Annotated in this window: 21 protein-coding genes, 1 tRNA gene and 1 pseudogene; 11 read left to right on the top strand and 12 right to left on the bottom strand. The window is 67.3% G+C overall.

All coding sequences use genetic code 11. The annotated features are described in order from the left end of the window. Positions 1–18 precede the first annotated feature (18 nt). Together AC1Q6V_RS05055 and AC1Q6V_RS05050 are read right to left on the bottom strand one after the other, a co-directional pair. Complete coding sequence (locus AC1Q6V_RS05055) at positions 19–795, bottom strand: PP2C family protein-serine/threonine phosphatase (protein WP_010813593.1); 777 nt, start codon at positions 793–795, stop codon at positions 19–21. Positions 796–869: 74 nt separating this feature from the next. Continuing rightward, a complete protein-coding gene (locus AC1Q6V_RS05050; RefSeq protein ID WP_234788091.1) occupies positions 870–1,049 on the bottom strand; it encodes a hypothetical protein in 180 nt (59 codons plus the stop codon). A 497-nt stretch (positions 1,050–1,546) separates the two neighbouring features. On the opposite strand from AC1Q6V_RS05050, the gene AC1Q6V_RS05045 reads away from it, so the two are divergent. From AC1Q6V_RS05045 to AC1Q6V_RS05025, 5 genes are all read left to right on the top strand, one after another. Further along, on the top strand, positions 1,547–2,038 hold the full coding sequence (locus AC1Q6V_RS05045) for a lecithin retinol acyltransferase family protein (protein WP_010813591.1): 492 nt from the start codon (positions 1,547–1,549) through the stop codon (positions 2,036–2,038). A 34-nt stretch (positions 2,039–2,072) separates the two neighbouring features. Beyond that, positions 2,073–2,303: a hypothetical protein gene (locus tag AC1Q6V_RS05040; RefSeq protein ID WP_010813590.1), complete on the top strand. Its 231-nt coding sequence runs from the start codon at positions 2,073–2,075 to the stop codon at positions 2,301–2,303. A gap of 62 nt (positions 2,304–2,365) precedes the next feature. Next, a tRNA-Arg gene (locus AC1Q6V_RS05035) sits at positions 2,366–2,440 on the top strand. 164 nt (positions 2,441–2,604) lie between these two features. Then, positions 2,605–2,814 (top strand): hypothetical protein, encoded by a 210-nt coding sequence (locus AC1Q6V_RS05030; RefSeq protein ID WP_010813578.1) that lies wholly within the window; start codon positions 2,605–2,607, stop codon positions 2,812–2,814. Between the two features lie 31 nt (positions 2,815–2,845). After that, positions 2,846–3,082 carry a hypothetical protein gene (locus tag AC1Q6V_RS05025; protein WP_010813577.1) on the top strand — a complete coding sequence of 79 codons (237 nt, stop codon included), beginning with the start codon at positions 2,846–2,848 and terminating at the stop codon, positions 3,080–3,082. A 27-nt stretch (positions 3,083–3,109) separates the two neighbouring features. On the opposite strand, the gene AC1Q6V_RS05020 is transcribed toward AC1Q6V_RS05025, so the two are convergent. The 3 genes and pseudogenes from AC1Q6V_RS05020 to AC1Q6V_RS05010 form a co-directional block, all read right to left on the bottom strand. Next, a complete protein-coding gene (locus tag AC1Q6V_RS05020) occupies positions 3,110–3,472 on the bottom strand; it encodes a helix-turn-helix domain-containing protein (RefSeq protein WP_058696640.1) in 363 nt (120 codons plus the stop codon). A 29-nt stretch (positions 3,473–3,501) separates the two neighbouring features. Next, positions 3,502–3,687: pseudogene (locus AC1Q6V_RS05015) on the bottom strand (type II toxin-antitoxin system HigB family toxin); the annotation flags it as partial. A 76-nt stretch (positions 3,688–3,763) separates the two neighbouring features. Next, on the bottom strand, positions 3,764–4,096 hold the full coding sequence (locus AC1Q6V_RS05010) for a DMT family transporter (protein ID WP_010813574.1): 333 nt from the start codon (positions 4,094–4,096) through the stop codon (positions 3,764–3,766). A gap of 260 nt (positions 4,097–4,356) precedes the next feature. Here AC1Q6V_RS05010 and AC1Q6V_RS05005 point away from each other — a divergent pair, with 260 nt between their 5' ends. Beyond that, positions 4,357–4,866, top strand: coding sequence for a hypothetical protein (locus tag AC1Q6V_RS05005; RefSeq protein WP_010813573.1), 510 nt, complete (start codon positions 4,357–4,359; stop codon positions 4,864–4,866). 9 nt (positions 4,867–4,875) lie between these two features. Here the strand turns inward: AC1Q6V_RS05005 and AC1Q6V_RS05000 are convergent, their stop codons facing one another. Further along, a complete protein-coding gene (locus AC1Q6V_RS05000) occupies positions 4,876–6,054 on the bottom strand; it encodes a benzoate/H(+) symporter BenE family transporter (protein WP_010813572.1) in 1,179 nt (392 codons plus the stop codon). Positions 6,055–6,387: 333 nt separating this feature from the next. Here AC1Q6V_RS05000 and AC1Q6V_RS04995 point away from each other — a divergent pair, with 333 nt between their 5' ends. Beyond that, a complete protein-coding gene (locus AC1Q6V_RS04995) occupies positions 6,388–8,319 on the top strand; it encodes an ATP-binding cassette domain-containing protein (protein ID WP_010813571.1) in 1,932 nt (643 codons plus the stop codon). 18 nt (positions 8,320–8,337) lie between these two features. Here the strand turns inward: AC1Q6V_RS04995 and AC1Q6V_RS04990 are convergent, their stop codons facing one another. After that, the gene (locus AC1Q6V_RS04990) at positions 8,338–8,481 is read right to left on the bottom strand and encodes a hypothetical protein (RefSeq protein WP_155737093.1); all 144 of its coding nucleotides are present in this window, start codon (positions 8,479–8,481) and stop codon (positions 8,338–8,340) included. Next, complete coding sequence (locus tag AC1Q6V_RS04985; protein ID WP_037023614.1) at positions 8,478–9,689, bottom strand: MFS transporter; 1,212 nt, start codon at positions 9,687–9,689, stop codon at positions 8,478–8,480. The genes AC1Q6V_RS04990 and AC1Q6V_RS04985 overlap by 4 nt, the downstream gene beginning before the upstream one ends. A 348-nt stretch (positions 9,690–10,037) precedes the next feature. Between AC1Q6V_RS04985 and AC1Q6V_RS04980 the strand changes: the two genes are divergently transcribed. The 3 genes from AC1Q6V_RS04980 (at position 10,038) to parC (ending at position 15,349) form a co-directional block, all read left to right on the top strand. Next, complete coding sequence (locus AC1Q6V_RS04980) at positions 10,038–12,029, top strand: DNA topoisomerase IV subunit B (RefSeq protein ID WP_454751410.1); 1,992 nt, start codon at positions 10,038–10,040, stop codon at positions 12,027–12,029. Between the two features lie 107 nt (positions 12,030–12,136). Continuing rightward, on the top strand, positions 12,137–12,934 hold the full coding sequence (locus AC1Q6V_RS04975) for a lytic transglycosylase domain-containing protein (RefSeq protein WP_058696637.1): 798 nt from the start codon (positions 12,137–12,139) through the stop codon (positions 12,932–12,934). 72 nt (positions 12,935–13,006) lie between these two features. Then, a complete protein-coding gene (gene parC / locus AC1Q6V_RS04970; protein WP_454751411.1) occupies positions 13,007–15,349 on the top strand; it encodes a DNA topoisomerase IV subunit A in 2,343 nt (780 codons plus the stop codon). Positions 15,350–15,423: 74 nt separating this feature from the next. Here the strand turns inward: parC and AC1Q6V_RS04965 are convergent, their stop codons facing one another. Both AC1Q6V_RS04965 and AC1Q6V_RS04960 read right to left on the bottom strand, forming a co-directional pair. Beyond that, positions 15,424–17,253 (bottom strand): ABC transporter ATP-binding protein, encoded by a 1,830-nt coding sequence (locus AC1Q6V_RS04965; RefSeq protein ID WP_454751412.1) that lies wholly within the window; start codon positions 17,251–17,253, stop codon positions 15,424–15,426. 161 nt (positions 17,254–17,414) lie between these two features. Further along, a complete protein-coding gene (locus tag AC1Q6V_RS04960; RefSeq protein ID WP_439670816.1) occupies positions 17,415–19,097 on the bottom strand; it encodes an L-lactate permease in 1,683 nt (560 codons plus the stop codon). Between the two features lie 414 nt (positions 19,098–19,511). Between AC1Q6V_RS04960 and AC1Q6V_RS04955 the strand changes: the two genes are divergently transcribed. Then, positions 19,512–20,165, top strand: coding sequence for a LysE family translocator (locus AC1Q6V_RS04955; protein WP_011615762.1), 654 nt, complete (start codon positions 19,512–19,514; stop codon positions 20,163–20,165). A gap of 34 nt (positions 20,166–20,199) precedes the next feature. Here the strand turns inward: AC1Q6V_RS04955 and AC1Q6V_RS04950 are convergent, their stop codons facing one another. Together AC1Q6V_RS04950 and AC1Q6V_RS04945 are read right to left on the bottom strand one after the other, a co-directional pair. Further along, positions 20,200–20,844 (bottom strand): glutathione S-transferase family protein, encoded by a 645-nt coding sequence (locus AC1Q6V_RS04950; protein ID WP_010813562.1) that lies wholly within the window; start codon positions 20,842–20,844, stop codon positions 20,200–20,202. A 31-nt stretch (positions 20,845–20,875) separates the two neighbouring features. Next, positions 20,876–22,066, bottom strand: coding sequence for an aminotransferase-like domain-containing protein (locus AC1Q6V_RS04945; protein WP_439668085.1), 1,191 nt, complete (start codon positions 22,064–22,066; stop codon positions 20,876–20,878). Positions 22,067–22,086 lie beyond the last annotated feature (20 nt).

Raw genomic sequence — 22,086 nt, 5'->3', positions numbered from 1 at the left:
CTGCCGGCGGTCGCGCCTTCAGGCGTCCAGCTCGGGATTGACCAGCGTCTTGTCAGAGCCGTAGGGGTCCGCCGCACGCAGCACCACCACCGACACGTTGTCGCGGCCGCCGGCATCAAGCGCCATCTGCACCAGCGTCGGCGCGGCCTGCGCAACGTCCTGCTGCGCCAGCACCGCCGCGATGTCGTCATCGTCGACCTCGTTGCTCAGGCCATCGCTGCACAGCAGGTAGACGTCGCCATCGGCCACCTCGGTCAGCAGCTGCTCCGGCGCCAGCGTCGGGGCCGCGCCGACTGCGCGTGTGATGGTGTTCTGCGCGGGATGGTGGCGCGCTTCTTCCGGGGTGATCAGCCCGCGCGCCAGCAGGCGCTCGACCTGGTTGTGGTCGCGCGTGAGGCGCGCGAACTGGCCGCCGCGCAGCCGGTACAGGCGGCTGTCGCCGGCCCACACGCAGGCGCAACGGCGATCGCCCGCCAGCATCACCACCACCGTGCTGCCGATGCAGCGCACGCCCAGGCGCGCCGCTTCATCGACCAGCGCCAGATTCACGCCCTGCAGCGCCGCGCGCGTGGCGTCGACCCGGTCTTCCAGCCGGGGCTGCGGCGGCAGCGTGGCCAGCGCCTGGACCACCGCCTGGCTGGCGAAGTCCCCCACGGCATGGCCGCCCATGCCGTCGGCTACCGCCCACAGGTCCTGGCCGGGCAGGTCCAGGCAAGCGTCCTCGTTGCGTTCGCGCACGCGCCCGACGTCCGTGCATGCGGCCGAGGTCCACTGGAAGTGCGAGTCGAAACCCAATCTTGTCTCCGGTCCGCGTGAAGCCCCGGACCAGCCGGGGCACTACCACGGCGGCGCTGGCGCTCAGATCAGCATCAGATCAGCCGGCCGTCGTTCCTCGCGCCCTGGTCGCCCTGGACATTGATGTTGGCGTTTGGCGCGTTGTTGCGGATATCGATGTTCTGGAACTGGTTGTTCATCTGATCAGCATAGAAGCTGTAGTTGATCTCGTAAAAGTTGATCACCGTCCCGAGCGGCAGCGGAGACGAGGGCACGAACGGGCGGATCGTTGATCGCAAGGGTGGCCATGATCGGTCTCCGGTGGATGTGGCGTGGCGCCGGGGGGCGGTACCGGTATTTAGCAAGGCGCCTGCCACAGCATGGGTGTGGCAGGCGGGCGACTGGAAACCCAAGGCCGGCGCGGGCTGCAGGGCGGAGTGGCGACAACGGGGCCCACCCCGGCGGGCCTGCCACGTTGGCCTGGACCCGACACCCGGCCAGCCAGTGTCGGGATGCGCCCACCACAGCGTACGCATCGCGCGATCGCTGCCGCCAGCCCGTCCAGGCCCCGGCGCACGGCGAATGGTGGCTGCCAGCCAACAGAGTTGCCGCCACGCGGTTGGCTGCCATCCGACAGTCCATCCCCTCCAAAACCCCCGGATTCCCGCCAAACCGTTGTCCTGCCGTGCCTCCCTGGTATTGGCATGGTTGATGCTGTTGGTCTGGCATGAAGCAGCAATGCCTGCAGCAACCAGACACACCGAGGCCAGCCATGAACATCCAGGAACAACAAGAACGCGCTACCGGCAGCGACGATCGTTTCGCCGACCCGCTGCCGCTCGGCGCGCACCTGGTCACGAAGCGCCACGGCTACGCCCATCATGGGATCTATGCCGGCGCCGGCCGCGTCATCCACTACGCCGGTTTCGCCCGCTCCCTGCAAGCCGCGCCAGTTGAAGAAACTACCCTCGAAGCCTTCGCCGCCGGATTCGGCATCGCCGTCAGGCCGGAACCCTGCGCCCGCTTCGCCGGCCGCCAGGCCGTCGAACGCGCCCGTTCCCGCGTTGGCGAAAACGCCTACCACTTGCTGACCAACAACTGTGAGCATTTCTGCTCCTGGTGCCTGTCCGGCGAAAGCCGCAGCGAGCAGGTGGAAACATGCATGCGCCGCCCGAGCGCCGCGCTGCACATCGGCTGGCTGCTGCTGGGCGCGCTGCTGCAAGCCCAACTGGGCGGCCTGAACCTGGGCCTGGGCCTCGCCTGAACCGCGCGGCCATCACCGAATCAAGGAGCCTGCCATGTCCGGACTGATCGACTGGGAATTGCGCTGCAACCTGCGCGGACAAGCCTGCCACCGCAGCTGCGCCACTGCCGCCGCCAACTGCGCCCGCGGCCACCACCGGCCGGGGCGCCGCGCCCTGCGCCATGCCGGCCGGCCGACGCGCCTGCCGTCGTCCGGCCGCCTTGCCGGGCGAGGCCGCCGGGACGGGTCCGCCACTGCGGGCGAGCCGGGCCGGTGCGGATTTTGATATACTCCGGGCCGTCTCCAGGATCACCGCGCCCGCGGTTCCCGATCCTGACAGTCCTGTCCCTCGCCGTAGTTCAATGGATAGAACGAGCGCCTCCTAAGCGCTAGATACAGGTTCGATTCCTGTCGGCGGGACCAGTCCACAGTCCGTACCCTGTGGTTCCCAGCTGTGCCCTCTCCCCAACTCAATCTAGGTATTCCCCCGGAATTTCAGCCCAAGAAGATGGCGCCAGCCTCGCCGTCGAGGGCCTGGATTGACAGGTGCTTCATGCTACGATCCTCCAAACTCCGGAGCGCTCGCCATGGAACTGAAATACAAAGGCCGAGAGATCTCAATCCAGGCCAAAAAGGACTCGGGCGGCCAGTGGGACTGGTCATATGGCATCCGCGGTCACGGACACCGGCACAACACCGGGGCGCTTGCTCCCACGGAATCGGTCGCGATCGATAACGCCTATGCGTGCGCGAAACGGGAGATTGACCAGGCCACTTCAGGCGACGCCAACGACTGACACTTCCTGAACGCCACAAGTGGAGAAAGACATGGATCTCCAAGGGTTCACGTATTACCGCGACCACTGGTATGAAGCATCGGCAACGTCCCTTGGCGTTGGCGGCCCCTGGCAAGGTGAGGTGACCATCTGCGCGAAAGCGGCGGATGGCGCGCCACTCAAGGTCTTCGATCACCATCTTGTTCCGGGCCAGTTCTTCAGCGAAGGCGAGGCATGGCAGCATGCCTCGGACTGGGCCAGGAAGCAGATCGATGCGCGCTTTGGCTAGCACGCGCGCCAGTCGCTGCGCAAGTGCTCATGCCGCACTGCGTTCGGCGATCAGCACGTTCGCGGGAATCTTCAGGTCACGGTGCAGCCGCCGGATCATGGCCAGACTCAGCGCGCGCTTGCCATTGAGCACTTCATATACGCGGTTGAGGTTACCCAGGTACGGTTGCATGTCGCGTGGCGTGAGGCCAGCTTGTTCCATGCGAAAGCGGATCGCGGCGATCGGATCCGGCAGATCCATCGGAAAGTGCCCGGCTTCATACCGTTCCACCAGCATGGAGAGGATTTCCAGCTTGTCGCCCTCAGGCGTGTCGGGCGCAGGGTCTGCGTCGACCAGGGCGGAGACCGCGGCCAGCGCTTGAACTTCACGCAGACGACCCCCAACCGGTATGCGACAGCGACGATAAGCCGGTACTTGTTCCCGCCGAGATTGAAGACCACGCGGTTGCTGCCGACGAAGCTGGCACTGGCGTAGCGTGCCTTGATGTCCCTGGGCGCGGTCCAGGCCGCGCAGCGGGCTTCTTCATGCCAGGCAAGCAGCGGTTGCCTGGCTTCGGGGTGGAACTTGCTGAATTGCAGCAAAGACCTCTTCGCTATGATTCGCATGTGGGCAATGCCAGTCCCAAAATGGGACTGCGGCAAGAGTGGATGAGGGGTCATCCACTGCCGAGCATACCTACGATCAATGCGCGCTAGTCTTCGAAAACAGCTGAATGACGGCGACGCCGGCAATAATCAGACCAATCCCAGCGCAAGCCGCCAGGTCCGGCACCTGCCGGTACAGCACCACCGCGATCAGCGATACCAGTACGATCCCGGCCCCGCTCCAGATCGCATAGGCAATTCCCACCGGCACTGTCCGCATCACCAGCATCAGCAAATAGAACGCCGCCACATAGCCGGTCACGACCAGCACGCTGGGGACCAGCCGCGTAAAGCCCTGCGACGCCTTCAGGCTGCTGGTGGCGATGACTTCGGCGACGATGGCGAGGGCGAGGAGCAGGTATCCGTTCATGGGAGCGTACAAGTGGGTGGGCCGAAACGGGCCGAAGCCGGCATCTTAGCGCTCCCGCATGTTGCGCCAAAGCCGCGTCCCTCCGTTGCGGTGGTTGTGCAAAGCGGTGATGGAGGATTGAATGTGGCTATAACGAAGAGAACAAGCGGGCGCATGGCCGGCCCGCGGCACAAGTCCTACAGGGCAGTCGCGGTAGTTGGCCCGACCAAGCCGGCACGAACCCCACGATGCCGGCGGCGGGCATGGGTAAGGGGAGCGGTATGCATCACAATGGCATCGACGGCACGGCCGCCTGGACGTCTTCGCAGCCCGGGGACGGGGCGCCCGCGCCGGACGCGAATCCGTGGCAGGACACCATCGCCGCGGCGGACCAAGCACTGGAAGAGGCTTCGCGCATCCAACGCGGCGTGCAGCACAACCTGAAGCTGTTGCAGGAGGTGCGGTCGCTGCGCGAAGAGTTGCGCAAGGCCCATGCGGAGGTCGATCGCTACCGGGGCATGCATGCCCGGGTGGTGGTCAGCATGCGTCAGCTGGACGAAGACCATGTGGGGGAAATGAGCCGGCTCCAGGCGGCGAACGAGATGCTGCAGGTGCGTCATCGCGTCTACAAGCTGATGGCCGAGCACTACGCGCGCGCGGCGTTGAACCTGGATCCGGAAACCTTCGCGGCCCATCGCGACCGCGTGCTGCAGCATGTCTTGTTCCAGCGCCGCAGGGGCGTGTCGTCCGACGATATCGGCTACGCGGACGTGGCTTTCCTGATGCTCTAGCGGCGATGCTCAGGCGGCGCGCCGGCGCAGCACGTGGAACGCCAGCATGCCGCCCACCACGCCCCAGAACGCGGAGCCGACACCCGCCAGGGTCATGCCGGACGCCGTGATCATGAAGGTCAGCAGCGCGGCTTCGCGCTCGGCCGGGATTTGCATGGCCACGGTCAGGCCGTTGGCGATCGAGCCCATCAGCGCGAACGCGGTCACGCCCACCACCAGCGCTTGCGGAAAGGCCGCAAACAGCGCCGCGATGCTGGCCGCCAGCGTGCCCGCGACCAGGTAGCCCACGCCGCAGACCACGGCCGCGGTATAGCGGCGGTTGCGGTCGGGGTCGGCCTGCGGGCCGGTGCAGATGGCGGCGGTGATCGCCGCCAGGTTGACGCCGTGCGAGCCGAACGGCGCCAGCACGGCCGAGGTCAGGCCGGTGATCGAGATCAGGCGCGAGGCCGGCACGTGGTAGCCGTCGGCTTGCAGCACGGCCAGCCCGGGGATGTTCTGCGAGGCCAGCGCCACGATGAACAGCGGAACCGCCATGCTGACCAAGGCTGACAGCGAGAATGCCGGCGTGGTCCACACCGGCACCGCCAACGCCAGCCGCACGCCCGAGAAATCGAGCTGGCCGAGCACGCCGGCGACCACCGCCCCGGTCAGCAGCACCCCTGGCACCGCATAGGCCGGCCACAGGCGCCGCCCGAGCAGGTAGGCGGCGAACATCGCCAGCAGCAGCACGGTCTGGTGCTGCGCCTGCACGAACACATCCACGCTGATGCGGAACAGGATGCCGGCGAGCAGGGCTGACGCGATGCTGGCGGGCAGGGCGCGCATCAGCTTGTCGAACCACCCGGTCATGCCGGCCGCGGCCATCATCAGCCCGGCCAGCAGGAAGGCGCCGATGGCTTCCGCGTAGGGCACGCCGGGCAGGCTGGCGATCAGCAGCGCCGCGCCGGGCGTGGACCAGGCCACCACGATCGGCACGCGCAGCGCCAGCGACAGGCTGATGGTGGTGATCCCCATTCCCATCGACAGCGCCCAGATCCAGGACGAAATCTGGGCATCGGTCAGGTGGGCGGCGTGGCCGGCCTGGATCATCAGCACCAGCGAACTGGTATAGCCGGTGAGCGTGGCGACCAGCCCGGCGACCAGCGCGGACACGGACAGGTCGGACAATTTCAGCGAAGCGGTGGTCATGAAGGTGGCAGCAGGCCATTGGCACGGCCGACATCTTCGCATGAGTGCCTTGGTCGTACCAATTTGCCGCGGCGGCGTCCAGAAATCGCGGTTGACGGGGCTTTCCCTTACGGACTTTTCCGACTGGAGCGGGCAGGGGGGCGTTGTTATGCTGGCTTCGTGCCTTGCGAGCAGGGCACCGAGGAGAGACTCTTGGGCCCGCAGTGCGCGGGCCCTTCTTTTTTGGGGCCAGCCTTGGCCCGGCCCCGGTCGTCTACAATGCGGGCTGCCGTGCCACGCCAGCCCTGGCTGCCAGGCCGTCCCTCCTTTCCCTCGTCGTCTCGTCTTTTTCCCATGGCCCTGTTTTCCATTACCGACGCCCAGCTTGCCTTCGGGCACGTGGCCCTGCTCGATCACACCGACTTTTCGCTGGAGGCCGGCGAGCGCGTGGGTTTGATCGGGCGCAACGGTTCGGGCAAGTCCTCGCTGCTGAAGATCGTGGCGGGGCTGTCGGCGCCCGACGACGGGCTGATCGCGCGCCAGAGCGGCGTGACCAGCGCCTACGTGCCGCAGGAGCCGCAGTTCGAGGCGGGCATCACCGTGTTCGACGCGGTCTCGCAGGGCATGGGCGATGCGCACGACTTGCTGGTGCGCTACGAGGCCGCCGCCGACCGCGTCGCCGAGAACCACGACGACGAAGCCGCGCTGGCCGAATTGCACCGGCTGCAGTCCGAGCTCGACGCCGCCGGCGCCTGGCAGCTGCGCACCCGCGTGGAAACCACGCTGGCGCGCCTGGGGCTGGATTCGCACACGCGCGTCGAGGCACTGTCCGGTGGCCTGCAGAAACGCGTGGCGCTGGCGCAGGCGCTGGTGGTCGAGCCCGACATCCTGCTGCTGGACGAGCCCACCAACCACCTCGATGTGGAAGCGATCCGCTGGCTGGAAGACCTGCTGCTGGGCTTCCGCGGCAGCGTGCTGCTGATCACCCACGACCGCGCCTTCCTCGACCGCGTCGCCACCCGCATCATCGAACTGGACCGCGGCCGGCTGGTGTCCTTCCCCGGCAACTTCGCCGCCTACCAGGCGCGCAAGGAAGAGATGCTTGCCGCCGAGCAGGTCGAGCAGGCCAAGTTCGACAAGCTGCTGGCGCAGGAAGAGGTGTGGATCCGCAAGGGGGTGGAGGCGCGCCGCACGCGCAGCGTGTCGCGCATCCAGCGCCTGGTGGCGATGCGCAACGAGCGCGCCGCGCGGCGCGAGGTGCAGGGCAATGTCAGGCTGGAGGTGTCGCAGGCCGACCGCTCCGGCAAGATCGTGGCCGAGCTGACCGACGTCAGCAAGGCCTACGGCGACAAGGTGGTGGTGCGCGACTTCACCGCCACCATCATGCGCGGCGACAAGGTCGGCCTGATCGGCCCCAACGGCGCCGGCAAGACCACGCTGCTGCGGCTGATCCTGGGCGAACTGGCGCCGGACAGCGGCACCGTGCGCAACGGCAGCAACCTGCAGGTGGCGTACTTCGACCAGATGCGCACCGCGCTGGACCTGGAGCGCTCGCTGGCCGACACCATCAGCCCGGGCAGCGACTGGGTCGAGGTCAACGGCCAGCGCAAGCATGTGATGAGCTACCTGGGCGACTTCCTGTTCGCGCCGGAGCGCGCGCGTTCGCCGGTCAAGTCGCTGTCTGGTGGCGAGCGCAACCGGCTGCTGCTGGCGCGCCTGTTTGCGCGCCCGGCCAATGTGCTGGTGCTGGACGAGCCGACCAACGATCTCGACATCGACACGCTGGAACTGTTGGAAGAACTGCTGCAGGACTATGGCGGCACCGTGTTCCTGGTCTCGCACGACCGCGCCTTCCTGGACAACGTGGTGACCTCGACCCTGGCCGCCGAGGGCGATGGCGTGTGGCGCGAGTCGGTGGGCGGGTATTCCGACTGGGTCGAGCAGTCGGCCCGCAGCGCGGCGCTGCAAGCGGCGCGCAAGCCGGAGCAGAAGGCGGCAGAGCCGGTGAAGGGCAAGGATTCGCGCGAAGCGCGCGGCGCCAATCGTACGGTCAAGCTGTCGTACAAGGAGCAGCGCGAACTGGACGGCCTGCCGGAGCGCATTGCCGCGCTGGAAACCGAGCAGAAGGTGATCTCGGCACAGCTCGCGGACGGCTCGCTCTATGTCAGCGATGCGCCCAAGGCCGCGCAGCTGGGCACGCGGCACGACGAGATCGAGATGGAACTGCTGGAAGCGCTGGAGCGCTGGGAAGTGCTGGAGGCGAAGTCGAAGGGCGAGGGGGCCTGAGGTCAGGCAAGCCGACCCTCACCCGCACCAGGCCAACACCATGTTGGTCAGGTCGACCATGAACCCCGGCCGCAGGTAACCCACGAACCCAAGCGCCAGCACCCCGGCCAGCACCGCCAGCCCGGCTGCCTTCATCACGCGCGCCTGGGTCGTGCTCATCATGCCGCCGCCGGCTGCGCGCGCACCAGCGCCTGCTCGCGGATCGGCAGGTTCACCAGCGCGGCCACCACGCCCAGCGCGATCGCGATCAGCCACACGGTGTTGTAGCCGCCGGTGCGGTCGTAGAGGAAGCCGCCCAGCCAGGCACCCAGGAAACTGCCGATCTGGTGCGAGAAGAACACCACGCCCGATAGCATCGACAGGTATTTCACGCCGAACACCTGGGCGATGATGCCGTTGGTCAGCGGCACCGTGGACAGCCACAGGAAGCCCATGACCGCCGCGAACACCCAGGTGCTGGCCACCGTCAGCGGCAGCAGCAGGTAGCTGGCGATCACCACCGAGCGCGTCACGTAGATGGCGGACAGCAGGTAGCGCTTGGGCAGGCGCTGCCCCAGCGCACCCGCGGTATAGGTGCCGAATACATTGAACAGCCCGATCAGCGCCAGCGCCACGACGGCGACTTTTGGGTCGGTCAGGCCCTGGTCCTTCAGGTAGGGCGCCAGGTGCACGCCGATAAACACCACCTGGAAGCCGCACACGAAGTAGCCCAGCGTCAGCAGCTGGAAGTTGCGGTTGCCGAAGGCTTCGTGCACGGCCTGGCCGATGGTCTGGTGGTGGCCGCCGGTGTGGGCCGCTTCGCGCGGCTCGCGCAGCGTCAGCGCCAGCGGCAGCATCACGCAGGCCATCAATGCCATTACATAGAGGGCGTTCTGCCAGCCCAGCCCGGAGATCAGGCCCTGTTCCACCGGGATCATCAGGAACTGGCCGAAGGAGCCGGCCGCGGCGGCGATGCCCATGGCCCAGACCCGCTTCTCGGGGCTGGCCACACGGCCGATCACGCCGTAGACGATGCTGTAGGTGGTGCCGGACTGGGCGATGCCGATCATCACGCCGGCACCGGTGGCAAAGGCGGTGCCGCTGGTGGCCAGCGCCATCACCACCAGCCCGGCCACGTACAGCGCCACGCCGACCAGCATGATGCGCAGCGCGCCGAACTTGTCGGCGAGCGCCCCGGCAAAGGGCTGGCTGGCGCCCCACATCAGGTTCTGCAGCGCCAGCGCGAAGGCGAAGGTCTCTCGGTTCCAGCCATGGGCCTGGGTGATCGGCAGGTTGAACAGGCCGAAGCCGTGCCGGATGCCCATTGAAAGGGTCACGAGCAGCCCACCGCACACAAGTACGGTGGTCAGGGAGAGTTGTCGGTTCTGCATGTCTTGGCTCGATGTGCGGCAGTCCCGCCGGGTAAGCGCGGTGCCGACAGGGATTGTGTGTGCTTGTTGTTGTCCATGCCGGGACGGCAATCGGGCTTGCCGGGGCCGGGTGCTGGCGAGTTTACTCCGGCTCGGGAAAACGCGTACGGCGCTGCCCGCGCTGCCGGCGCCCTGGCAAAAAGTGGCGGCGGCCCGGCAAAACCGGCGCCAGCGCGGGTCGGCAGGCCAAGCGCCTTTTTGGCGGGATTGCCGTCGCCCGCTTCCATTACAATGCAGTGCCCGGTGCCCCGGTGCGTGCACAGTTGTGCGCCTCATGGCAGCCGGGACCATCACTTTCGTAGCGACTCCATGGCGAGCAAAACCAGTCAGTACAGCGAATCTTCCATCCGGGTCCTGAAGGGCCTGGAGCCGGTCAAGCAGCGTCCCGGCATGTACACCCGGACCGACAACCCCCTGCATATCGTGCAGGAGGTGATCGACAACGCCTCGGACGAGGCCCTCGGCGGCCACGGCTCCGAGATCCTGGTGACCCTGCATCGCGACGGCAGCCTCAGCGTGGAAGACGACGGCCGCGGCATCCCGGTGGGCATCCACCCGGAAGAAGGCGTGCCGGTGGTCGAGATCGTCTTCACCCGGCTGCACGCCGGCGGCAAGTTCGACAAGGGCAAGGGCGGTGCCTATGCCTTCTCGGGCGGCCTGCACGGCGTGGGCGTGTCGGTGACCAATGCCTTGTCGACGCAGCTGGACGTGACCGTGTGGCGCGACAGCATGTGCTCGACGCTGACCTTCTCCGGCGGCGACGTGACCGTGCCGCTGGCCTCGCGCAAGATCGAGCGGGGCGAGAAGAAGAGCGGCACCCGCGTGCAGGTGTGGCCGGATGCCAGGTATTTCGACTCGGCCGCGATCCCGCTGGCCGAGCTGCAGCGCCTGCTGCGCAGCAAGGCGGTGCTGCTGCCCGGCGTCAAGGTCACGCTGGTGACCGAGAAGACCGGCGAGCGCCAGACCTGGCAGTACGACCAGGGCCTGAAGGGCTACCTGGTCGAGGCGCTGGCGCAGGGCAGCGGCGCGGAATTGGTGATCCCGATGTTCGAGGGCGAGCATTTTGCCGACCCCGACGCCAATCCCGGCGAAGAAGGCTTTGCCGAGGGCGAAGGCGCCTCCTGGGTGGTGGCCTGGACCGAAGACGGCGCGCCGGTGCGCGAGTCCTACGTCAACCTGATCCCGACGCCGGCCGGCGGCACGCATGAATCCGGCCTGCGCGAAGGGCTGTTCCAGGCGGTCAAGAGCTTTATCGAGATGCACGCGCTGCAGCCCAAGGGCGTCAAGCTGATGAGCGAAGACGTGTTTGCGCGCGCCTCGTTCGTGCTCTCGGCCAAGGTGCTGGACCCACAGTTCCAGGGCCAGATCAAGGAACGCCTGAACAGCCGCGACGCGGTGCGGCTGGTCTCCACCTTCAGCCGTCCGGCGCTGGAGCTGTGGCTGAACCACCATGTCGAGTACGGCAAGAAGCTGGCCGAGCTGGTGATCCGCCAGGCCCAGGCGCGCACGCGCGCGGCGCAGAAGGTCGAAAAGAAAAAAGGCTCCGGCGTGGCGGTGCTGCCCGGCAAGCTGACCGATTGCGAGTCCACCGACGTGACCCGCAACGAACTGTTCCTGGTCGAGGGCGACTCGGCCGGCGGCTCGGCCAAGATGGGCCGCGACAAGGAGTTCCAGGCCATCCTGCCGCTGCGCGGCAAGGTGCTCAATACCTGGGAGACCGAGCGCGATCGTCTCTTTGCCAACAACGAGGTGCACGACATCGCGGTGGCGATCGGCGTGGACCCGCACGGCGCCAACGACGAGCCCGACCTGTCCAACCTGCGCTACGGCAAGATCTGCATCCTGTCCGACGCGGACGTGGACGGCGCGCATATCCAGGTGCTGCTGCTGACGTTGTTCTTCCGGCACTTCCCCAAGCTGATCGAGACCGGCAACGTCTTTGTGGCGCGTCCGCCGCTGTTCCGCGTCGATGCACCCGCGCGCGGCAAGAAACCGGCGCAGAAGCTGTACGCGCTGGACGAAGGCGAGCTGCTGGCCATCCAGGACAAGCTGCTCAAGGACGGCGTCAAGGAAAACTCGTGGCAGATTTCCCGCTTCAAGGGCCTGGGCGAAATGAGCGCCGAGCAGCTCTGGGAAACCACCATGAACCCCGACACGCGGCGCTTGCTGCCCGTGTCGCTGGGCGAATACGACCTGCCGCAGACCGTCGAGATGATGAATATGCTGATGGGCAAGGGCGAGGCCGCGCAGCGCCGCAGCTGGCTGGAAGAGAAGGGCAACGAGGTCGAGGCCGATATCTGAGCGAAACCTGAGCGGAAAGCGGCGGCCGGTGATTGGGTAGATAATCCCCCAGTCTGCCTGGCCGTCATTCCCGACGGCCGCCAACGGACAGTAATCTGGAACGCACGATGACGACGAGAACTCCCGGCAAACCATGGCGCAAGGCGGCGGCAGCCGTCGTGGCGCTGGCCGGGCTCGCCTTCGTGCCGGCGGCGCATGCCGAGCTGTGGGGCTTTATCGATGCCGATGGCGTGGCGCACTTTGCCGACCAGAAGCTCGACGCGCGCTACAAGCTGTTCATGAAGGATGGCGGCAAGCTGGATACCGCGCGCCTGGCGGCGCGGCAGTCGCAGGCGGCCGCTGGCGCTGACATCGACCTGGAGCAGCACAAGCTGTACCGCTACGTCGTCAACCATCCCAATATCAAGACCGTCGAGCCGCTGATCCACCAGATCGCCGGCAAGCAGGATGTCGATCCCGCGCTGGTCAAGGCGGTGATGGCGGTCGAGTCGGGCTTCAACCCGGGCGCGGTGTCGCCCAAGGGCGCGATCGGCCTGATGCAGGTGATCCCCGACACCGGCGCGCGCTTTGGCGTGAACGCCGATGCGCGCCGAAGCATCGAGCAGAAGCTGGCCGATCCACGCACCAATATCACCGCGGGCGTGCGCTACCTGAGCTGGCTGATGCAGCTGTTCCCGAACAACCTGGAGCTGGTGCTGGCTGCCTATAACGCCGGCGAGGGCGCGGTGCAGCGCTACAACAACCGCATTCCGCCTTACCCGGAGACCCGGCAGTATGTCAGCACCGTGCTGCAGTTTTACCGGCTGTACCAGCCGCAGCAGGGCGCGGTGCTCAAGCGCGCCAGCGCCAGCGCGGACGGCCCGCGCGTGAAGATGGTCATCGGCGGGCGCCGCGCCATGCCCTGACCGGCATACCCGAACAACAAGCAACCCGGCGCGCCGGCAGTTCAACGTGGCGCGCCGAATTCTTGCCTACCCATGGAACAACAAGACATCACGTTTCAACCTGAAGAGCCGGCCGATTCGCTGACGCTGGCGCGCTACGCCGAGCGCGCCTACCTGGACTACGCCGTCAGCGTGGTCAAGGGCCGCGCGCTGCCCGAGGTGGCCGACGGCCAGAAGCCGGTGCAGCGCCGCATCCTGTTCGCGATGCACGAGATGGGCCTGCGCGCCGACGCCAAGCCGGTCAAGTCCGCGCGCGTGGTCGGCGATGTGCTGGGCAAGTTCCACCCGCACGGCGACCAGTCCGCCTACGACGCGCTGGTGCGCCTGGCGCAGGACTTCTCGCTGCGCTACCCGCTGATCGACGGCCAGGGCAACTTCGGCTCGCGCGATGGCGACGGCGCGGCGGCGATGCGCTACACCGAAGCGCGCCTGACGCCGATCTCGCGGCTGCTGCTCGATGAGATCGATGAAGGCACGGTCGATTTCGCCCCCAACTACGACGGCTCGATGCAGGAGCCCAGGCTGCTGCCGGCGCGGCTGCCGTTCGTGCTGCTCAACGGCGCCTCGGGCATCGCGGTGGGCATGGCGACCGAGATCCCGCCGCACAACCTGCGCGAAGTCGCAGCGGCCACCGTGGCGATGATCCGCAATCCCAATATCACGCTGGCCGAGCTGCTGGCGCTGATGCCGGGGCCGGACTACCCGGGCGGCGGCCAGATCATCTCGCCGGCGTCCGATATCGCCCAGATCTACGAGGGCGGCCGCGGCAGCCTGAAGGTGCGCGCGCGCTGGACCATCGAGGAGATGGCGCGCGGCCAGTGGCAGCTGGTGGTGACCGAGCTGCCGCCGAACACCTCGGCGCAGAAGGTGCTGGAAGAGATCGAGGAAATCACCAACCCCAAGATCAAGACCGGCAAGAAGGCGCTGACGCAGGACCAGCAGCAGCTCAAGGCCACCGTGCTGGCAGTGCTGGATGCGGTGCGCGACGAATCGGGCAAGGATGCGCCGGTGCGGCTGGTGTTCGAGCCCAAGAGCAAGAACGTCGGCCAGCAGGAGTTCATCCATACGCTGCTGGCGCATACCAGCCTGGAGTCGGGCGCGCCGATCAACCTGGTGATGATCGGCACCGACGGGCGCCCGCGCCAGAAGGGCCTGCGCGAGATCCTGTCGGAGTGGATCGCGTTCCGCTTCGACACCGTCACGCGCCGCACGCGCCACCGCCTGGGCAAGGTCGAGGACCGCATCCATATCCTCGAAGGCCGGATGCTGGTGCTGCTCAATATCGACGAGGTGATCCGCATCATCCGCGAGAGCGACGAGCCCAAGCCGGCGCTGATCGAGGCCTTCGGCCTGAGCGACCGCCAGGCCGAGGACATCCTCGAAATCCGGCTGCGCCAGCTGGCGCGCCTGGAAGCGATCCGGATCGAAAAGGAACTCAAGGAACTGCGCGAGGAGCAGGCCGACCTGGACGTGCTGCTCAAGTCCGAGACCATGATGCGCCGCCGCATCATCAAGGAGATCGAGACCGACGCCAAGCAGTACAGCCCGGAAGACAAGGACCCGCGCCGCACGCTGATCCAGGAAGAGCGCCGCGCCGCGGCCGAAGTGCGCGTGATCGACGAGCCGGTGACGGTGGTGATGTCGCAGAAGGGCTGGGTGCGCACGCGCCAGGGCCATGGCCACGACGCGCAGCAGTTCACCTTCAAGGCCGGCGACGCGCTCTACGGCACCTTCGAATGCCGTACCGTCGACGTGCTGCTGGCCTTCGGCACCAACGGCCGGGTCTATTCCGTGCCGGTCGCCAGCCTGCCTGGCGGGCGCGGCGACGGGGTGCCCATCACCACGCTGATCGAGTTGCAGTCCGGCAGCCAGGTCGCGCACACCTTTGCCGGCAGCGCGGAGCAGCGCATGCTGATCGCCACCGCGGGCGGCAATGGCTTCCAGACCAAGGTCGGCGATATGATCAGCCGGCAGAAGGGCGGCAAGTCGTTCCTGACGCTGGATGACGGCGACACGCCGCTGGCGCCGGCGCCGATCGGCGACGAGGCCACGCATGTGGCCTGCCTGTCCGGCAACGGCCGCCTGCTGCTGGTGGCGCTCGATGAAGTGAAGGTGCTGTCCGCCGGCGGGCGTGGCGTGATCCTGATCGAGCTGGAACCCAAGGAGAAGCTGCTGCAGGCGGTGGGCGTCGGCGCGCCGGGGCTGATGCTCTCGGGCGCGGGGCGCGGCGGCAAGCCGACCTCGCAGAAGCTGGCAGGCGTGGCCTTGCAGGCCTACGTCGGCAAGCGCGCGCGCAAGGGCAAGGCGATCGAGGCCAAGCTCAAGGAGCCGCGCATCGATCCGGTGCGCGTGGAGCCGCCGGCTGGCGGCAATTGATTAGCTGAATCGTCAGCCCAGGCGAATGTTTGCTCCCCTCTCCCGCAAGCGGGAGAGGGGAGCAAACCAGCGACTCAATCCACTCCCACAAATCCCCCGGTCTGATGCGCCCACAGCCGCGCATACAGTCCGCCGTGCGCCAGCAATTGCGCGTGCGTGCCGCTTTCCACGATATGGCCGTTGTCCAGCACCACCAGCCGGTCCATGCGCGCAATCGTCGACAGCCGGTGGGCGATGGCGATCACGGTCTTGCCCTGCATCAGCGTTTCCAGGCTTTCCTGGATTGCCGCTTCCACTTCCGAATCCAGGGCCGAGGTGGCTTCGTCCAGGATCAGGATCGGCGCATTCTTGAGCAGCACGCGCGCGATGGCAATGCGCTGGCGCTGTCCGCCTGACAGCTTCACGCCGCGCTCGCCGACCTGTGCCTCCAGCCCGGTATTGCCGTGGGCGTCGACCAGGTGCGGGGTGAATTCGTCGGCGCGGGCGCGGTGCAGGGCTTGCTGCAGTTCAGCCTCGGTACTGGAGGGTTTGCCGTAGAGCAGGTTCTCGCGGATCGACCGGTGCAGCAGCGAGGTGTCCTGCGTGACCATGCCGATCTGTGCGCGCAGGCTTTCTTGCGTGACCGCGGCGATGTCCTGGCCGTCGATCAGGATGCGGCCGCGCTCGACGTCGTAGAGTCGCAGCAGCAGGTTGACCAGCGTCGACTTGCCGGCGCCGGAGGGGCCGACCAGCCCGATCTTCTCGCCCGGGCGCACCGTCAGGTCCACGCCTTCGATGACGCCTGAGCCCTTGCCATAGTGGAATCCCACCCGCTCGAAGCGGACCTCGCCATGGGTGACGCGCAACGGCTTCGCGTCGGCGCGGTCGGTCACCACGCGCGGCACGGCTATCGTCTTCATGCCGTCCTGCACCTGGCCGACGTTTTCGAAGATGCCGTTGACCACCCACATGATCCAGCCGGACATATTGTTGATGCGGATCACCAGCCCGGTGGTGAGCGCAATCGCGCCGGTGGTGACGTGCCCCTCGCTCCACAGCCACAGGGCCAGCCCCGTGGTGCCGGCAATCAGCGCGCCGTTCATGGCGGTGATGGTGATGTCCATGCCGCTGATCATGCGCCCGGCCAGCCGCGACTTCTCGGTCTGCTCGGACATGGCGTCGCGCGCATAGTCTTCCTCGTGACGGGTGTGGGCGAACAGCTTGAGTGTGGTGATATTGGTGTAGCCGTCGACGATACGCCCCATCAGCCGGGAACGCGATTCCGTGGCGACCACCGAACGCTGCTTCACGCGCGGCACGAAGTGGAGCAGGGCGGCCACGTAGCACGCGATCCACAGCAGCAGCGGGATCATTAACCGCCAGTCGGCCTGCGCGAACAGCACCAGCGAGCTGATCGCGTAGATCACCACGTGCCAGATTGCGTCCACCGCCTGCACCGCGGAATCGCGCAGCGAGAAGCCGGTCTGCATGATGCGCTGCGCGATGCGCCCGGCAAAATCATTCTGGAAGAACGACAGGCTCTGCTTGAGCACGTAGCGGTGGTTCTGCCAGCGGATCAGGTTGGCCAGGCCGGGGTTGATGACCTGGTGCACAAGGACGTCGTGCAGGCCGAAGAAGATCGGGCGCAGCAGCAGCGCCACCACGGCCATCCACAGCAGCTCGTTGCGATGCCGGCTGAAGAACTCCGCGCCTGGCGTGGTCTGTGCCATGTCGACCAGTCGGCCGAGGAAGCTGAACAGCGCCACCTCGATCAGTGCGCCGACCAGACCCACCAGCAACAGCAGCGCGAACACACCCCACACTTCGCGCAGGTACCAGGCATAAAAGCGCCAGACCTGGCCGGGCGGCTCGTGGTCGGGCATGCCCCGGAAGGGGGCGATCAGTCTTTCCAGGCGACGCAACATGGCAGGTTTCCCGTTGTGCCCGGCGCGCCCCGGCGTCTTCGTGGGAGGTGGGGGCGCGCGTGCGGCGGATCAGACACAACATGATACGCGCCTTGCACAATGGAAAAGCCCCGCCAGGGGCGGGGCCTTGTCAGAACCGCAGCGCGGAAACTTCTGAATGGTCAGGGGTGGTGGATCACCATATGCGTGAACGGCGGCACATAGGCCTGCAGCGTCACGAACAGGCCCACCAGGATCGCCAGCACGATCGAGTGGAAGAACACATAGCGCAGGATGTCGCCTTCGTGGCCGTACCACTTGGTCGCGGTCGAGGCCACCACGATGGACTGCGCATCGATCATCTTGCCCATCACGCCGCCTGAGCTGTTGGCCGAGGCCATCAGCACCGGCGACAGGCCCAGCTGCTCCGCCGTGGTCTTCTGCAGGCCGCCGAACAGCACGTTCGAGGCCGTGTCCGAACCGGTCAGCGCCACGCCCAGCCAGCCCAGCATGGTGCCGAACAGCGGATAGAACACGCCGGTGTGGGCGAAGGCCAGGCCCAGCGTGGCATCCAGGCCCGAGTAGCGGGTCAGGTAGCCGACGCCGAACATCGCGCAGATGGTCAGCAGGGAGTAGCGCACCAGCTTGATGGTTTCCCAGTATTCCTTGAACAGGCGCGGCACCGAGTAGCCCATCAGCAGGCCGCCGGCGATGGCCGAGACAAAGATGCCGGTGCCGGCCATCGACAGCACGTTGAAGTTGAAGACCGCGCCTTCGATGACTTCCTTGGGCACGACCGGCGGCACCTTGACGATGGCCTTGTCCAGCCCCGGGATCGGGAATTTCCACGCCCACAGGCTATCCATCAGCTTCTTGAACTCGGGCACGCCCCAGACAAAGACGAACACCGTCAGGATCACCCACGGCATCCAGGCCTTGGCCACCGAGATGCCGGCCGAGGCGGCGCTGGCGCGGGCATCGGCTTCGAGCGCTTCGGGATGGTCGACCTTGGAGTCGTCGTGGCGGCCCAGGATCCTGGTCGAGGTCCAGATCTCCTTCGGATGCCAGACCTTCAGGAACAGCGTCAGCGAGCCCATCGACACCAGCGCGGCGATCACGTCCACCAGCCACGGTCCGTGGTAGTTGGACACCAGGAACTGCGGGATCGCAAAGCTCACGCCCGCCACCAGGATCGCCGGCCAGATCGCCAGCATGCCGCGGAAGCCGGCAAAGGCCCAGATCAGCCAGAACGGCACGATCACGGAGAAGAACGGCAGCTGGCGGCCGATCATGGCCGACAGGTCGAGCAGGTCCAGCCCGGTCACCGACGCCAGGCCGATGATCGGGGCGCCCAGCGCGCCGTAGGCCACCGGCGCCGTGTTGGCGATCAGCGCCAGGCCCGAGGCGGCCAGCGGCGAGAAGCCCAGGCCGATCAGGATGGCGCCGGTCACGGCCACCGGTGTGCCGAAGCCGGCCGCGCCCTCGAAGAAGGCGCCGAAGCTGAACGCCACCAGCAGCAGCTGCAGGCGGCGGTCCTCGGTGATGCCGGAGATCGAGTTCTGCAAGACCTTGAATGACCCGTTAAGGGTTGTCAGCCGGTGCAGGAAGATGATGTTCAGCACGATCCAGCCGATCGGGAACAGCCCGGACACGATGCCCAGCCCCGCTGCCTTGCCGGCCATTGCCGCCGGCATGCCGAACACCGTGGAGGCGACCACGATGCCGATCAGCAACGCCAGCCCCGCCGCCAGGTGGGCCTGCATATGAAAGAACGCCAGCGCTGCCAGCAGCACGGCGACGGGAATGCCCGCGGCAATGGTCGACAGCGCCATATTGCCTAGCGGGTCATAGACTTGACTCCACACGATCGATGTCCTCCTCAGGTTGGCTCAGGCGCCGGGACGATCTGCGTGCCCTCGGCGCCGTGCATGCGCTTTGCCCCGGCGAGCGGCATCCGCCGCGCGCGGGAAAGAACCAGCGATTGTAGGAACGGGTTCCGTGTTCGCTGTCGTATATTGCGTCATGCCTGGCATGAGCCACATTCAGGGATCAGGGTTTCCCTGGGGGGCATTGCGGCGCACGTGGTGCCTTCCAGGCACTCCGGCGAGAGTACTCTAAACGGCGCCTGTTGCAAAAGTCTGCGTGCCTGCCACCGGCTTGCATGACCGGCCCGGCAGCCATGCCGGGACTGGCACAAGCGCCGGCGCTCGGCGCATACTGGCGGGCGTCATGCCGCAGGCGCGCTGCCGCCCGCATCCAACCATTGAATGAGGCTGCCCATGACCGAATTCCTTCCCCCCTGGCCTTTGCTGACCGCATTCGTGCTGGCCAGCCTGGCGCTGGCCATCACGCCCGGCCCGGCCGTGGTCTATATCGTCACGCGCACCCTGGCGCAGGGCCGGCAGGCCGGGCTGGCCTCGATCGGCGCGGTGGCGCTGGGCAACCTGGGCAACGCGATCGGCGCCTCGCTGGGGCTGGCGGTGCTGTTCTCGGTATCGGCGCTGGCGTTTTCGGTGGTCAAGTACGCAGGGGCGGCCTACCTGATCTGGCTGGGCATCCGCGCCTTGCGTGGCGGCGCCGCGGCGGCTGACGGCGGCACGGTTGAAGCAGCGCCACGCAGCCTGCGCCAGGTGGTGCGCGACGGCTTCGTGGTGGCGCTGCTCAATCCCAAGACCGCGATCTTCTTTGCCGCCTTCCTGCCGCAGTTCATGAACCCGGCAGGCTCGGCGCTGACGCAGAGCCTGGCACTGGGCGTGGCCTTCGTGCTGATCGCCGCGACCACGGACGCCTGCTACGTGATGGCCGCCGCCGCGGTGATGCCGGCACTGCGCCGCGCCGGCAGGGCGCGCGCGCTCGGCCGCTACCTGACCGGCGCGGCGTTTATCGGGCTGGGGGTATTTACCGCGGCGTCGGGCTCGCGCGCGGCGAAGTAAGGCAGGACGGCAGGAAAGAAAAAACTGCCGCGGCTCAGCGCAGCGGCAGTTCCAGGATGCCGTCCGCGGCGGGGCGGGCGCGCATTGCGCTCAACCAGCGCTCCAGGTTGGGGCGCGACTGGTGCTTGAGCGGCAGCCCCATCCAGCGGTGCGCGGCGCAGGCCAGCGAGATGTCGGCCATGGTGAAGCGGTCGCCGCCGATGAACTCGCGCCCGGCCAGCGCCTTGTCCAGCAGTTCGGCCAGCGGCTCGGTGCGCTCGCACGATGCCTTGATGGCAGCCTCGTCGCGCTCCGCCTTCGGCTTGCGCACCAGGTTCAGGAACGCCGTCACCATGGCCGGGCTGAAGGCGGTGGTCTGCCAGTCCATCCAGCGGTCGGCCGAGGCGCGTGCCTTGACGTCCTCGGGCCACAGCGTGCCTTCGCCGTAGCGCGCGCACAGGTACCGCACGATCGCATTGGATTCCCACAGCACGAAGGGCTCGCCACCGACATCGGTGCCGCGGAAATCCTCGATCACGGGGATCTGGCGGTTCGGGTTCAGGCGCACATAGGCCTCGGTGTCGAGGTCGCCCTTGGTCACGCCGATATCCACGCGCTCATGGTCCAGGTGCAGCTCGCGCGCGCACCAGACCACTTTCTGCACGTTGATGGAGGAGAGTCGGCCCCAGATACGCAACATTTCGGCTCCAGTGGTGATGCGCGCCCGGGCTTCAGGCCGCGCGCGGTTGCCTGGCGGCGGCCGCGGCGATGGCTTCGCGGAACAGCTCGCCAAGGATGGCCACGCCCTGCTCGATGCGCTCTGCCGACACCGTGACGAAGGCCAGGCGCAGCGCGTTGCGCTTCGGGTTGCTGGCGTAGAACGGCGCGCCCGGCACATAGGCCACGTTGCGCTTCACGGCTTCTTCCAGGATCACCATGCTGTCCAGGCCCTCGGGCAGCTCCATCCAGATGAACATGCCGCCTTCGGGCTCGTTCCAGGTCACGCCCTCGGGCATATGGCGCTTGAGCGCATCCAGCATGTACTGGCACTGCTTGCCGTAGAGCTCGCGGATGGTCGGGATATGCGTGTCGAGCAGGCCGTCGCGGATGGTCTCGTAGGCCACGCGCTGGGTGAAGGTCGGCGTGTGCAGGTCAGACGCCTGCTTGGCCTGGCACAGCTTGAAGTGCAGCTCGGGCGGGGCGATCACGTAGCCCAGGCGCATGCCGGGGGCCAGGATCTTCGAGAACGAGCCCATGTAGATCACGCCGTCCGGATTCATCGACAGCAGGCTGGGCAGCTGGTCGCCGGTGTAGCTGAGCGCGCCGTAGGGATCGTCCTCGACCAGCAGCACGCCCTGTTCCTTGGCGCGGGCCACCAGCGCCTCGCGGCGTTCCAGCGGCAGGCGGCGCCCGGTCGGGTTCTGGAAGTTGGGCAGGGCGTACAGGAAGCGCGCGCCGGCGGTCAGCTCGGGCGTCAGCGCCTCGGGCAGCAGGCCCTTGTCATCGCTGGGGATCGAGACGAACTCAGGTTCGAACAGCGAGAACGCCTGCAGCGCGCCGAGGTAGCTGGGGGTTTCCACCAGCACCTTGCTGCCCGGGTCGATCATCACCTTGGCGATCAGGTCCAGTGCCTGCTGCGAGCCGGTGGTGATCAGCACGCGCTCGACCGGCGCGCCATGGCGCCTGGCGACGAACTCGCGCAGCGGCAGGTAGCCTTCGGTCGCGGCGTATTGCAGCGCCGCCTGCGGGTTGTCGGCGAATACGCGGGCCGTCGCTGCCTCCATGGCCGCTACCGGGAACGAGGCCGGCGACGGCAGGCCGCCGGCGAACGAAATGACTTCCGGACGCTCGGTGACCTTCAGGATTTCGCGGATGGCCGAGCTGGTCAGTTGCTGTGCCCGGCGGGAGATGGCCCATTTCATGATGTGTCTCTTGTGGTCTG

It is taken from the genome of Cupriavidus sp. GW823-FHT07B10 (assembly GCF_058794355.1).
The sequence above is the reverse complement of the archived record's forward strand: the minus strand, read 5'-3'. Positions and strand labels throughout refer to the sequence as shown.